The following is a 13,453-nucleotide window of genomic DNA, read 5'->3' on the forward strand; positions in this document are numbered from 1 at the left end:
GCATAGTAAGAATTCTACTATCAAATGAGGGGGAAAAAGAATGTCATTAAAAAGAACACCATTGTTTGATGTTTATAAAGAATATGGTGGGAAAACAATTGATTTTGGCGGATGGGAGCTTCCGGTGCAATTCTCTAGCATTAAGGAAGAGCATGAGGCCGTGAGAACAAAAGCTGGATTATTTGATGTTTCTCATATGGGAGAATTCACGGTAAAAGGTAAAGACAGTTTAGCGTTTTTACAAAAAATGATGACAAATGATATTGCGAAAATTGCAGATAACGGTGCCCAGTACACTGCAATGTGTTATGAAAATGGCGGCACCGTTGATGACTTATTGGTCTATAGAAATTCAGAGGAAGATTTCTTACTCGTTGTAAACGCAGCAAATATTGAAAAGGATTTTGCATGGTTAGAGAAGCATGTATTCGGTGATGTGGAGCTTGAAAATATTTCTGATAGCATTGCACAGCTTGCCATTCAAGGACCGAAAGCGCAAGAAATTCTACAAAAACTAGCAACAAACAAGGAATTGTCGGAGATTAAGTTTTTTAAATTTTCTTCCAACGTTGACTTATCTGTAGCTTCTGCACTGGTTTCAAGAACTGGATATACTGGGGAAGATGGTTTTGAAATTTATTGCAAAAAAGAAGATGCAGCAAGCTTATGGAAAGCTATATTAGAGACCGGCAAAGAAGATGGAGTATTACCTTGTGGACTAGGTGCAAGGGATACACTTCGTTTTGAAGCTACCCTTCCTTTATACGGACAAGAGCTTTCTGCAGATATTTCCCCATTGGAAGCGGGAATTGGCTTTGCCGTGAAAGTAGGGAAAGAAGCTGATTTTATCGGTAAAAATGCTTTAGCCTCTCAAAAAGAAAATGGCTTAAAGCGTAAGTTAGTTGGAATTGAAATGATTGATCGAGGCATTCCAAGACATGGCTACAAAGTATTCGCAAGTGATGTTGAAATTGGTGAAGTAACTTCAGGTACACAATCTCCAACATTCAAAACGAACATTGGACTTGCACTAGTCAATATCGAAAATAGTGAAATTGGCCAAGAAGTAAACGTAGAAATACGTGGGAAATTATTAAAGGCTAAAGTTGTGCCAACACCATTTTATAAAAGGGTAAAAAAATAGGATGGGAGAGAACCGAAACATGACAACGCATCGTTATTTGCCGATGACAGAACAAGATCAAAAAGAGATGCTGGCAGCAATAGGGGTAGACTCAGTTGATGAATTGTTCCAAGACATTCCGGAAAAAGTTCGTTTTAAAGGTCAATATAATATTAAAAAAGCAAAATCGGAAACAGCTTTATTAAAAGAATTATCAAGATTAGCTTCCAAGAATGCAGACTTAAAACAATATGTTTCCTTCTTAGGAGCGGGAGTATATGACCATTACATTCCGACAATTGTCGATCATGTCATTTCAAGATCAGAATTCTATACTGCATATACACCATATCAGCCTGAAATTTCTCAAGGTGAATTACAGGCAATCTTTGAATTTCAAACGATGATTTGTGAATTAACAGGTATGGATGTAGCAAATTCATCTATGTATGATGGGGGAACTGCTCTTGCAGAAGCTGCAATGCTTTCTTGCGGTCAAACAAAACGGAAAAAAGTTCTTATTTCGGAAGCGGTCCATCCTGAATCCCGTGAAGTATTAAAAACTTATGCAAAAGGCCAATACATTGAAGTGGTGGAAATTCCTCATGAAAATGGTGTTACAAACCTTGACGCATTAAAAGCGGAAATAGATGATCAGGTTGCCGCAGTAATTGTTCAATATCCAAACTTTTTTGGACAAATTGAACCTCTAAAGGAGATTGAACCTATTGCTCATCAATTTAAAGGGCTGTTTGTTGTTTCAAGTAATCCGCTAGCATTGGGAGTTTTAACCCCTCCTGGTTCATTTGGAGCTGATATTGTTGTCGGGGATGCGCAAACTTTTGGAATCCCATCTGCATTTGGTGGCCCCCATTGCGGATATTTCGCTGTAACAAATAAATTAATGAGAAAAGTTCCTGGTCGATTAGTGGGACAAACGACAGATGAGAATGGTCTAAGGGGATTTGTATTAACCCTACAAGCACGTGAACAACATATTAGACGTGACAAAGCTACATCTAATATATGTTCAAACCAAGCATTAAATGCACTTGCAGCATCTGTAGCCATGACAGCTTTAGGGAAAAAAGGCGTAAAGGAAATGGCTTCACAAAATATTCATAAGACCCAATATGCTCAGCGTGTTTTCAAAGATAATGGGTTTGACATTGCTTTTACAGGACCAAGCTTTAATGAATTTGTTGTTAAGCTCGCTAAACCTGTTAAAGAAGTTAATCAGAAATTATTAGAGAGTGGCATCATTGGCGGCTATGATTTAGGCAGAGATTATCCAGGATTAGAGAATCATATGCTTATAGCTGTAACGGAACTTCGCACGAAAGAAGAAATTGATAACTTCGTAGAGGAATTGGGGGATAGCCATGAATAATGCAAATCAACCACTCATTTTTGAGATAACGAAACAAGGTCGTGTTGGATATAGCTTACCTGAATTAGATGTACCCGAAACAAATCTTGGAGAATATCTTCCTACAGATTATCTTCGAGTAGAGGAACCAAATCTTCCAGAGGTAGCCGAGCTAGATATTATGCGTCACTATACCGCGTTGTCAAAGCGCAACCACGGTGTTGATTCCGGATTTTATCCACTAGGTTCCTGTACGATGAAATATAATCCAAAAATTAATGAGGTTGTTGCTCGTTACCCTGGTTTTGCCCATATTCATCCATTACAAGATGAAAGCTCTGTCCAAGGTGCTTTAGGATTATTGTACGATTTACAAGAGCATTTAATTGAAATTACTGGAATGGACGAAGTAACCCTTCAACCTGCAGCTGGAGCCCATGGAGAGTGGACTGGATTAATGATGATTCGTGCATATCATGAAGCAAACGGGGACACACAGAGAACAAAAGTAATTGTTCCTGATTCTGCTCACGGTACGAATCCTGCATCTGCTACTGTAGCTGGTCTTGAAACGATTACGGTTAAGTCAAATGAAAATGGCTTGGTAGATTTAGATGATTTAAGAAGCTTAGTTGGACCTGATACGGCTGCTTTAATGCTGACTAACCCAAATACTCTTGGTCTTTTTGAAGAAAATATTCTTGAAATGGCGGAGATTGTTCATAGCGCCGGTGGTAAATTGTATTATGATGGTGCAAACCTTAATGCTGTATTATCGAAAGCACGCCCAGGAGATATGGGATTTGATGTCGTGCATTTAAACCTTCATAAAACATTTACTGGACCTCATGGTGGTGGTGGACCTGGCTCTGGACCTGTTGGAGTGAAAAAAGAATTAATTCCTTTCTTACCGAAACCAGTTATCGTGAAAAAAGGGGACGAATTTGCCTTTGATTATGATCGTCCACAATCCATTGGCCGTGTAAAACCATATTACGGAAACTTTGGTATTAATGTCAGAGCCTATACGTATATCCGGACAATGGGTCCTGACGGATTACAAGCGGTAACAGAAAATGCAGTATTAAATGCGAATTATATGATGAGAAGATTAGCAGAATATTATGATCTTCCGTATGATCGTCATTGTAAGCATGAATTTGTATTAAGCGGCAAACGTCAAAAGAAACTTGGTGTACGTACATTGGATATCGCAAAACGACTGTTAGACTTTGGATACCATCCGCCTACTATTTACTTCCCGCTTAATGTGGAAGAGTGTATGATGATTGAGCCTACGGAAACAGAATCAAAGGAAACGCTTGATGCCTTTATCGATGCAATGATTCAAATTGCAAAAGAAACGGAAGAGAATCCTGAGATTGTGCAAGAAGCTCCGCATAACACTGTCATTAAACGTCTTGATGAAACACAAGCGGCACGAAAACCGATTTTAAGATATCAAGTATAATAATTAAGGCCTCTTTTTGGGAAGAGGTCTTTTTCTATAGATATTTTAGAAAGCGCTGCGGTGCTTCTAAAAATTGTTTTGTAATCTGAACATGCTCCGTCTCCTCAAAGTCTATTTTTGCAGGAGGATGAGAATCAAAAGTATATAAATCTGCATCAGGAATCCCCATTAATATTGGAGAATGAGTGACAATGATAAATTGGGATCCGCTTTGAACTGCTTCGAGAATAATACTGATTAATGTAAGTTGCCGCATAGGAGATAAAGGAGCTTCTGGCTCATCGAGTAAATATAGCCCATTTGGCTTGATTCTTGCTTGAAAGAAATCTAAAAAGCTTTCACCGTGGGATCTAGTTTCCAAACCATTTTGATAGAGGTGATTTAGTTCATATAATGTTCGTTTGTGTGGCAAAGATGCTAGGGATTTTGCATGAGCTGACTTATGTCTGTATTCTTCTTCTATTAAATTCAATTGATGTTCCGCTTCTAATCTCATCTGTTTGACTCGTTTTGTGAATGATATAAAATCCTCCGCTCTAAGAAAGAAACCTGTTCTTGTCTTTTCCCGCCATTTTATAAAGAAAGAATCAGCTAGCGCCTTTGCGTGCCGTAAATCAGGGTCATCATTTACTTCTGCACCACCCGCAGTCGGAAGCTGACAGGCTGCTGCTAAACCTTCCAGAAACGTTGATTTTCCACTCCCGTTTTCCCCTATGAAAATAGTAATTGGATGAAGTAAGTGAATGGACTGAAAATCTTCAAAGATCGGCAAAGAAAAAGGATAATTACGGTTGGAGGTTATATCCTTCCATTGTATCGACTGTAAAAACATAACTTTTTCACCTATCTTTCTTTTTTTATATAAAGGCCCTGTAATAACTGAATATTGATTTTACCTGTTTGAAAAATAAACGGAAAATTTCCGTTTAAATTTGGAAATACTCCTATTTCCCTAAAAATAAGGGGAGGTTTTCCGGTTATCTTATCCAAATCCTTAGATTTTGTCCTATTTAGAGCAGTTAATCGGAATATCTCCGCTTATATCTACTACTTATGCCTCCATTATATACATTAGCCGGAAATGCTCCGCCTATGAATTCTCATACGTGAACGAAAAATAATAGAGCCTATATAAAAAACCGCAGTCAATCTGCGGTTTTCATTATTTTGCTTTAATACGGCCAGTCCACTTCTTAAAGCCGCCTTGTAGCTGATATAAGTCCTTATAGCCTTTTCGGTATAACATCTGAGCGACACGTGCACTTCTCATCCCGCTTTGGCAATATAGATAAACAGGTTTATCCGGGCGAATTTCTTTCATTCTCATTTTCATTTGAGATAGAGGAATATTCCGGGCTCCAAGGATGTGACCGTTCTCAAATTCATTTACCTCACGAACATCAATAAGCTGAGCCTTTCGATATCCGGCTTTGAATTCTTCTTCTGTTAATGTTTTAACGATTCTTTTTTGCGCAAAATAATTATAAAGAGTATAAGCAAGAATCGCTACAACTACGATGATAAAAAAATACCATTGTGACAATTTTTTTTGCTCCTTTCTGCGAGTAACACTATATCTATTATATTCGTCAAAGCTTCATGAATCAAAACATTTTAACAAAACTGTATAAGATTAAAAAAATCACCTTCTAATATAAAAAAATAAAAATTTCAACAAAAATATTTATTTTTTTTATAAATTGCTATTGCGTAGAATTCCCTTTTAATGCGGGGTTTAATTTTTAATTGTTTCTATTGCAACGTGGGAATTCATCTGTTTTTAAGGATAATTCCTATTGAATCTTAGAATATCTCTTCTAATCTCCTAATTTTGCTTTATTCAACATTTGACAAAAACAGACAAAAGTCACCTAAAAACTATATATAGTATATAATTCTGTTTTTTAAATACTATATGTTGATATTGAGGTGGGATTTATGATAATTTATTATAAGTAAATACATCTCAGAGTTTAACTTGCTAGAGTTAGAAATTGATAGATATATAAAGGAGTTGTCAAAATGTCTGTTGCGTTTACCACAAAAATGAATATTGATAAGGAGAGGTTAAACAAGGATATTAGTCTTTTTCCTCAAGTTCACCCTATTTCTTCTGACATGCACATCACGCATAAAGGGGTATCCCGTCTTGTCATGATTGACCGCTATGCATTCAAGGATACAGAAAAGATTACTCTTACAGCTGGTGACTTTGTCGTTTTAACCATCAAAGAAGACCCTAAATTTCCTGCTCGCGGATTAGGATTTATACAAGAGATAGATTGGGAAAGAAATGTTGCAAAGGTTTTGATTGAGGAGGAGTACAGAAGTGCACTTGATGATCAAAACGAAATAGAAACAGGCTTAATTGTTCGATCTATTGACATAATTGAAAAGCCTTTAGAAGTTTATTATGAGCAAATTGCGAAACGCAACGCAACAGGCCTTGCTGCAGTTGAAAAAACAGAGGAAAAACGTAAAGAATGGTTTGAAAAATTCTATCAAGAATTAGTAAACCTAAATTTTGTTCCAGCCGGTAGGGTATTATACGGCGCTGGAGCTGATACAGATGTAACGTATTTTAATTGCTATGTGATGCCGTTTGTTCCTGATTCCCGCGAAGGTATTTCCGAACACAGGAAGCAAGTAATGGAAATCATGAGCCGAGGCGGCGGAGTCGGAACTAACGGTTCAACACTTCGTCCAAGAAATACATTAGCAAAAGGGGTAAACGGAAAATCATCCGGATCAGTTTCATGGTTGGATGATATTGCGAAACTCACACATCTTGTAGAACAAGGTGGATCAAGACGTGGGGCACAAATGATAATGCTTTCTTCATGGCACCCGGATATAGTGGAATTTATTATTTCAAAAATGCAAAATCCTCGTATATTAAGATTTTTACTTGAGACGACAGAAGACGAGACAATTAAAAAGCACGCGAAAGAAAAGCTCAAATTTACACCGCTGACTGAACAAGAAAAAGCGATGTATCAGGGAATATTAAATTATAAATCGATTCCTGGCCAAGGTGGTTTTAGCGAAGGTATTTTAAATGATGCTCAGGAAAAGTTGACTGCTGGTGGTACCTATACCGTTCATAATCCAGAATTCTTAACAGGTGCCAATATTTCTGTATGTTTAACAAAAGATTTCATGGATGCAGTTGAACAAGATGCTGTATATGAACTTCGTTTCCCAGATGTTGAAAATTATAGCGAGGAAGAAATGAAGATTTATAATGAAGAATGGCATAAAGTCGGAGACGTTCGTGAATGGGAAAAGCTCGGACATAAAGTCAAAACATACCGCAAAATAAAAGCAAAAGAATTGTGGAATTTAATTAATATTTGTGCAACTTATTCTGCAGAACCTGGTATTTTCTTTATTGATAATGCAAACGACATGACTAATGCAAAGGCATATGGACAAAAAGTCGTTGCGACAAACCCATGTGGTGAACAACCCCTCGCACCATTCAGTGTCTGCAACTTAGCAGCGGTGAATTTAGCACAAATGGCAGATAAAGAAAATAAAACGGTTAATTTCGAAAAGCTAAAACAAACGGTTGAAATTGGCGTTAGAATGCAAGATAACGTTATTGATGCTACTCCATATTTCCTTGAAGAAAACAAAAAGCAAGCACTTGGTGAACGTCGTGTAGGTTTAGGTGTGATGGGACTTGCCGATTTATTGATTTACTGTGAAAAAGAATATGGCTCTGAAGAAGGAAATATTCTTGTAGATAAAGTGTTTGAAACGATTGCAACTACAGCATATCGTGCTTCTATTGAGCTTGCGAAAGAAAAAGGAAGCTTCCCATTCTTAGTAGGAGAAACAGACGAGGAAACTAACAGATTACACAAAGCATTCATCGAAACGGGATATATGAGCAAAATGCCTGAAGACATAAGACAATCCATTCTTGCGGATGGAATTCGCAATTCGCATCTTCTTACAGTTGCTCCGACAGGATCAACCGGAACAATGATTGGCTGTTCAACAGGCTTAGAACCATATTTCTCCTTTACTTATTACCGCAGCGGACGTTTAGGTAAATTTATTGAAGTAAAAGCGGAAATCGTTCAAGAATATCTAGACAAACATCCAGAAGCAGACCCAAATCAACTTCCATTTTGGTTCACAACAGCGATGGAGCTTGCGCCGGAAGCACATGCAGATGTACAATGTGTCATTCAAAGATGGATTGATAGCTCTATTTCCAAAACGGTAAATGCACCGCGCGGATATTCCGTGGAACAAGTTCAAAAGGTTTATGAGCGACTTTATAAAGGCGGAGCAAAGGGCGGCACAGTTTATGTTGACGGCAGCCGTGATTCGCAAGTTTTAACATTGAAGGCGGAAGAAAATCAATTTGATGAAGATGTTAATGCAAATCAACCGGAAAAACCAGCGGTCGTATTAGTGGATACCATCCAGGATTTACGTTCCACAAGTGTGACAATTGGATCAGAAATAGGTAATACATGTCCAGTATGTCGTAAAGGAACGGTAAAAGAAATTGGTGGATGCAATACTTGTGACAATTGCAATGCCCAATTAAAATGTGGATTGTAAAGCAAAAAAAAGAGGAGTTAAGCATTGGGCTTAGCTCCTTTTCTATTTAAAACATAATTTTTGTTTAAGCTAATAAGTTCTATTTTCCTTTCCCCATTCTTAAAAATATATAAATACTACCTGAAGGGGATGGAGATTATGGAGATTGATGGTGTGTTTTCTGGAGGTGGGATAAAAGGATTAGCATTAATTGGTGCATATGAGGAGCTTGAATCAAGAGGATATACATTTAAACGGATTGCCGGGACAAGTGCCGGATCCATTATTGCAGCACTTGTTGCAGCCGGATATACTAGTCAAGAATTAAGGCAGTTAGCTGCGGAAGTGGATCTTTCTCAATTTCTGGATACACGAAAGACGTTGCTTCCTTTGCCATTCACAAAATGGCTATTTTTATACTGGAGATTAGGTTTATATCGAGGCAAGGCTTTCGAAGAATGGCTATCAATGAAATTAGCGGAAAAGGGAGTATATACCTTTGCAGATATGCCGAAAGAAAAACTAAGAGTTGTAGCTTCTGATTTAACAAATGGGAGATTATTAGTTCTACCTGATAATTTAGTGGACCTTGGCGTTCCAATCGACAGTTTTCCGGTTGCAAAAGCGATAAGAATGAGCTGTAGCATCCCTTATTTTTTTGAACCAGTCAAACTAAAATCCTTAGATGGTACAAACTTTATCGTAGATGGTGCAGTATTAAGTAATTTCCCAATGTGGCTATTTGTAGAAGAAGGCACAAAAAAAATACGGCCAGTAATTGGTATTTCTTTAAGCACCAAGCTAAAGGATCATCGAAAACATGTAATAAAAAATGGCTTTCAATTATTTGGAGCATTGTTTGACACAATGAAGGACGCTCATGATATGAAATATATTTCGCGGCAAATGGAAAAGGATATTATCTTTATTCCGACAGATAACTTTACATCGATTGAATTTGATTTAATAAAGGAAAAAAAAGACGCCCTCATTGATTTAGGACGTTTGCGAACCAAAGAATTTTTAAAAAAATGGTCATATTAAGATTTAGAAGATTGCACGATTTTTCTTTTTTCCTTTTTTTCCTTCGATTACGGTAAGCTGAACGTCTGATTTTTTTCGAATCGGTTTTTTACGGGCTTGTAAGGTTTGCTTACCGGATGATTGCCGTTTTTTTAGACGCCTTTTTGATTTTCGGGCTGCTTTGATAAAATTTCTTTGTTCTTTTGCATTAGATTTTTTGCCAATCCATATTCGATAAATGAAAAAGATAGCCGCTATTACAAGAACAGAAAACAATATTTGCCTAAAAAGGGAAGCTGGATTTATAAATAATTTTGTACCAAAGCCAATGACTGCTAGGAGAAAGATAACACCAATTAGACTATTTCTTATGTGCAAAAAAGCCACCTCCATTTGAGCATCATAAGCATTGTTTCCTCAAAATCAACCTTTTATACCAATTTTCAATTCAATTTGGAATGAGTTTCATTTCAAGTATAAATCTCCATTCTTTTTTCGTTCTGAAAAAAACAAATCGGTATGCGGCCGATATTGCCTATAATAAGTTTTTAAAAGGAATATAACTTTCTCAGAGAAAGCAATTCGGACCGCAGACCCATTTATCAGTTTGGTAAACAATCTATTTTATAGGGACATATTCGGTGTTTCCGCGGAAATGTCTTTTTTCTCGTTTTCCACCCGTAGCAATTCTTTAAATGATGCAATTGCAACTTCTACCTGATCATCTGTTGGTTCCTTTGTTGTTAGGAGTTGTAGCCATAATCCGGGATATCCAAGGTATCTTAGAACAGGGATTTCCCGTAATTTATTTGTAAATTGCAAAACCTCAAATGAGACTCCAAGTACAACAGGAATAAGAGCAATTCGATCCACAATCCTTAACCATAATGGACTTGTCGGAACGAATAAATATATGATGACGCCGATGAAAACTGTAAATAGAATAAAACTGCTTCCGCAACGATAATGCAATCGTGACTGTGATTGCACATTTTCTACTGTAAGCTCTAAATTATTTTCAAAGGTATTGATTACCTTGTGTTCTGCCCCATGATATTGAAAAACACGCTTAATAAGAGGTGTTAAGGATACAAAATAAATATATCCCAACAATAGAAGAAGCTTAAAAAATCCCTCAAGTAATACTTGTGCGACATCATTTGATAGGATGGGTTTAAACAAAGCTGCAAGAAATATAGGGACAAGTGTAAAAACAAACTTACCAAATAAAAAAGAAAGTACGCCAAGGGTTGCAACACCTATGACCATGGTTGTTTTGGAAACCTTTTCATCCTTTATTTTTTCATCGTCATTAGGATCTACTTCAAATTTCTCGCTTGAAAAGCTTAAATGCTGGGATCCGTTCGCGCTTGCTTCTATTATCGCAATAATCCCTCTAAGAAATGGTATCTTTTTTAGCATTTGTAACACAGGCCTTGTTTTACGAGGTAAATAAAAATATTCGATGGAAGAATCCTTTCGTCGTACCGCCGTAACGGTTTGATATTTTCCACCAAACATTACTCCCTCTATAACTGCTTGCCCACCGTAAGAAGGGGCTTTTTGATTATCCATGAAAGTCACCAGCCTATTTTCTAATAAAGAATCGAATTTTCGATATCTCCCTCTCGTATAGAGTTATATTCATTTTACTAAAAAAAACGTTATACGACTAGCTGGAATAGATATGGTTATTCTACTAATAAGGACTTTGAAACAATTGTGTCAAAAGCTCCTTAATTTTTGGAGGTGAATTACATGGATTCGAAACATGAAGAAGCTGGATTCAATGAAGCGGGTTCTTTTGCTAAGATGGTTTTTATCACCGGATTCTTCGGAGGACTTTTGTGGAGTGCAGTAGGATATTTTACTTATTATTTAAACTTTATTAAAGTGGAACCTAACATTATTTTAGAGCCGTTTACTGTTGGTTCTTGGAGAGAAAGCTGGATTGGGATAGTCAGTTCCATTATCGCATATGGCATTATTTCCATTCCCGTTTCATTTATATATTACGCAATTTTAAAAAAATTTAAAACAATATGGGTTGGGGCCATTTACGGCATTGTATTATTTTTAATAGTGTTTATCATATTAAATCCGATTTTTCCAGGTATGAAGCCGTTTCTAAAACTGGATTTAAATACGATTATCACATGTGCGTGTTTATATATTCTGTACGGAGTTTTCATAGGGTACTCTATATCTTATGAACAAAATGAAAGAACACATTATCAGGATAAAAATAAAGAAAAAAATAAGGATATGAAAAGTTAATTTGCTTTTTATCGCATGGCTAGTTTCGTTTTCATTTTTTATGATAGAATGAATATGTTGAACATTCTTACATAAAAAGGTGTAAAAAAATGAAAAAAATCTTAGTTCTAAATGGTCCAAATTTAAATTTGCTTGGGAAAAGAGAACCTACAATTTATGGCAACAATACACTCGATTATTTAATTGAAGATCTAAAAAAAACAGCTGCTTCCTATGGTGCTGTCACGGAAGCCTTTCAGTCCAACCACGAAGGCGACTTAATTGACCAAATACATCATGCAGAAGAGGAAAACTATACAGGGATTATTTTAAACCCAGGGGCTTTTACACATTATAGTTATGCTATTCGTGATGCGATAGCTTCAGTCAATGTTCCTGTTGTTGAAGTGCATATTTCAAATGTACATGCAAGGGAATCTTTTAGAAGAGAATCTGTCACTGCGCCAGTTACAGTTGGCCAAATTGTTGGTTTTGGTTTTTTTGGTTATGAATTAGCTTTAAAAGCATTGCTTGAATACATAAAAAGGGGAGAATGAAATGAAAAAACTGGATAAATTACGTGAGGCATTTCGGGGAAATGGAATAGATGGAATTTTAATTACTAGTGATTATAATCGCCGATATATTTCCAATTTTACCGGAACAGCGGGAGTAGTCCTTATAAGCGAAGATAAAGCATTGTTTATTACTGATTTCCGTTATGTAGAACAAGCTTCTAAACAGGCTGAAGGCTTTACAATTGTTCAACACAAAGGCCTTATCCATGAGGAAATAGCGAGTCAGGTTAAACAGCTTGGCATAAAAAAACTAGGATTTGAACAAGACTATGTAACATATTCTTCTTTCCAAACATATCAAAAGGAAATCCAAGCAGAATTAGTGCCAGTCACAAACCTTATTGAAAATTTACGCTTGATAAAGACTGAATCAGAGATTAAGATATTAAAGGAAGCTGCCGACATAGCGGATGCGGCATTCAAACATATTATAGATTATATTAAACCGGGATTGACAGAGCTTGAAGTTTCGAATGAGCTTGAGTTTTTTATGAGAAAATGTGGAGCGACCTCTTCTTCTTTCAACACTATCGTAGCATCTGGAACTCGTTCCGCTCTTCCACATGGAGTGGCAAGTGACAAAGTTATCGAAAAAGGCGACTTTGTTACTTTAGATTACGGAGCTCTTTATAAAGGCTATGTGTCCGATATTACGCGAACAGTAGCGGTTGGTGAACCACCTGCAAAGCTAAAAGAAATTTATAATATTGTATTAGAATCTCAATTACTTTCCATTGAAAAAATCAAACCTGGAATGACAGGAATTGAAGCCGATTCTATTGCTCGTGATTATATAGCAAACCATGGTTATGGGGAATATTTCGGCCATTCCTTAGGGCATGGAATTGGTCTTGAGGTTCATGAAGGACCATCCTTATCCGTCCGTTCGGATATCGTTCTGAAACCAGGAATGGTTGTTACAGTGGAGCCGGGAATTTATGTTCCGGGACTGGGCGGCGTAAGAATAGAAGATGATACATTAATCACAGATAACTCAAACGAAACCATCACACATTCCACAAAGGATTTAATAATACTGTAGAATGGATGCACGGGTGAAATTTCAGCACCAT

Annotated in this window: 12 protein-coding genes; 8 read left to right on the forward strand and 4 right to left on the reverse strand. The window is 36.8% G+C overall.

The window, feature by feature from the left end:
* Positions 1–40 precede the first annotated feature (40 nt).
* Genes gcvT through gcvPB form a run of 3 tightly spaced genes read left to right on the forward strand, consistent with a single transcriptional unit; the run spans position 41 to position 3,963 of the window.
* Positions 41–1,144, forward strand: coding sequence for a glycine cleavage system aminomethyltransferase GcvT (gcvT, locus tag NSQ59_RS10470; protein ID WP_340831093.1), 1,104 nt, complete (start codon positions 41–43; stop codon positions 1,142–1,144).
* A gap of 19 nt (positions 1,145–1,163) precedes the next feature.
* A complete protein-coding gene (gene gcvPA, locus NSQ59_RS10475; RefSeq protein ID WP_055739298.1) occupies positions 1,164–2,513 on the forward strand; it encodes an aminomethyl-transferring glycine dehydrogenase subunit GcvPA in 1,350 nt (449 codons plus the stop codon).
* The gene (gcvPB, locus tag NSQ59_RS10480) at positions 2,506–3,963 is read left to right on the forward strand and encodes an aminomethyl-transferring glycine dehydrogenase subunit GcvPB (RefSeq protein WP_055739299.1); all 1,458 of its coding nucleotides are present in this window, start codon (positions 2,506–2,508) and stop codon (positions 3,961–3,963) included. Before gcvPA ends, gcvPB begins: the two co-directional genes overlap by 8 nt.
* A gap of 34 nt (positions 3,964–3,997) precedes the next feature.
* On the opposite strand, the gene NSQ59_RS10485 is transcribed toward gcvPB, so the two are convergent.
* Both NSQ59_RS10485 and NSQ59_RS10490 read right to left on the reverse strand, forming a co-directional pair.
* Positions 3,998–4,795: an AAA family ATPase gene (locus NSQ59_RS10485; RefSeq protein WP_340831096.1), complete on the reverse strand. Its 798-nt coding sequence runs from the start codon at positions 4,793–4,795 to the stop codon at positions 3,998–4,000.
* Positions 4,796–5,125: 330 nt separating this feature from the next.
* Entirely contained in the window at positions 5,126–5,506 is a 381-nt protein-coding gene (locus NSQ59_RS10490; protein ID WP_055739301.1) for a rhodanese-like domain-containing protein, read from the reverse strand.
* Positions 5,507–5,985: 479 nt separating this feature from the next.
* On the opposite strand from NSQ59_RS10490, the gene NSQ59_RS10495 reads away from it, so the two are divergent.
* A complete protein-coding gene (locus NSQ59_RS10495; protein ID WP_340831099.1) occupies positions 5,986–8,544 on the forward strand; it encodes a vitamin B12-dependent ribonucleotide reductase in 2,559 nt (852 codons plus the stop codon).
* A 138-nt stretch (positions 8,545–8,682) separates the two neighbouring features.
* Positions 8,683–9,567 (forward strand): patatin-like phospholipase family protein, encoded by an 885-nt coding sequence (locus NSQ59_RS10500; protein ID WP_055739303.1) that lies wholly within the window; start codon positions 8,683–8,685, stop codon positions 9,565–9,567.
* A gap of 3 nt (positions 9,568–9,570) precedes the next feature.
* Here the strand turns inward: NSQ59_RS10500 and NSQ59_RS10505 are convergent, their stop codons facing one another.
* Together NSQ59_RS10505 and NSQ59_RS10510 are read right to left on the reverse strand one after the other, a co-directional pair.
* Positions 9,571–9,924, reverse strand: coding sequence for an SA1362 family protein (locus tag NSQ59_RS10505; RefSeq protein WP_055739304.1), 354 nt, complete (start codon positions 9,922–9,924; stop codon positions 9,571–9,573).
* Between the two features lie 246 nt (positions 9,925–10,170).
* Positions 10,171–11,121 carry a DUF1385 domain-containing protein gene (locus NSQ59_RS10510; RefSeq protein ID WP_055739305.1) on the reverse strand — a complete coding sequence of 317 codons (951 nt, stop codon included), beginning with the start codon at positions 11,119–11,121 and terminating at the stop codon, positions 10,171–10,173.
* Positions 11,122–11,304: 183 nt separating this feature from the next.
* Here NSQ59_RS10510 and NSQ59_RS10515 point away from each other — a divergent pair, with 183 nt between their 5' ends.
* From NSQ59_RS10515 to NSQ59_RS10525, 3 genes are all read left to right on the forward strand, one after another.
* On the forward strand, positions 11,305–11,823 hold the full coding sequence (locus tag NSQ59_RS10515) for a YqhR family membrane protein (RefSeq protein ID WP_055739306.1): 519 nt from the start codon (positions 11,305–11,307) through the stop codon (positions 11,821–11,823).
* Between the two features lie 89 nt (positions 11,824–11,912).
* Positions 11,913–12,359, forward strand: a complete 447-nt coding sequence (gene aroQ, locus NSQ59_RS10520; protein ID WP_055739307.1) for a type II 3-dehydroquinate dehydratase — start codon at positions 11,913–11,915, stop codon at positions 12,357–12,359.
* A 1-nt stretch (position 12,360) separates the two neighbouring features.
* Positions 12,361–13,422, forward strand: coding sequence for a M24 family metallopeptidase (locus NSQ59_RS10525; RefSeq protein ID WP_340831104.1), 1,062 nt, complete (start codon positions 12,361–12,363; stop codon positions 13,420–13,422).
* Positions 13,423–13,453: the final 31 nt, after the last annotated feature.

It is taken from the genome of Margalitia sp. FSL K6-0131 (assembly GCF_038008735.1).
GTDB lineage: Bacteria > Bacillota > Bacilli > Bacillales > Bacillaceae_C > Margalitia > Margalitia shackletonii.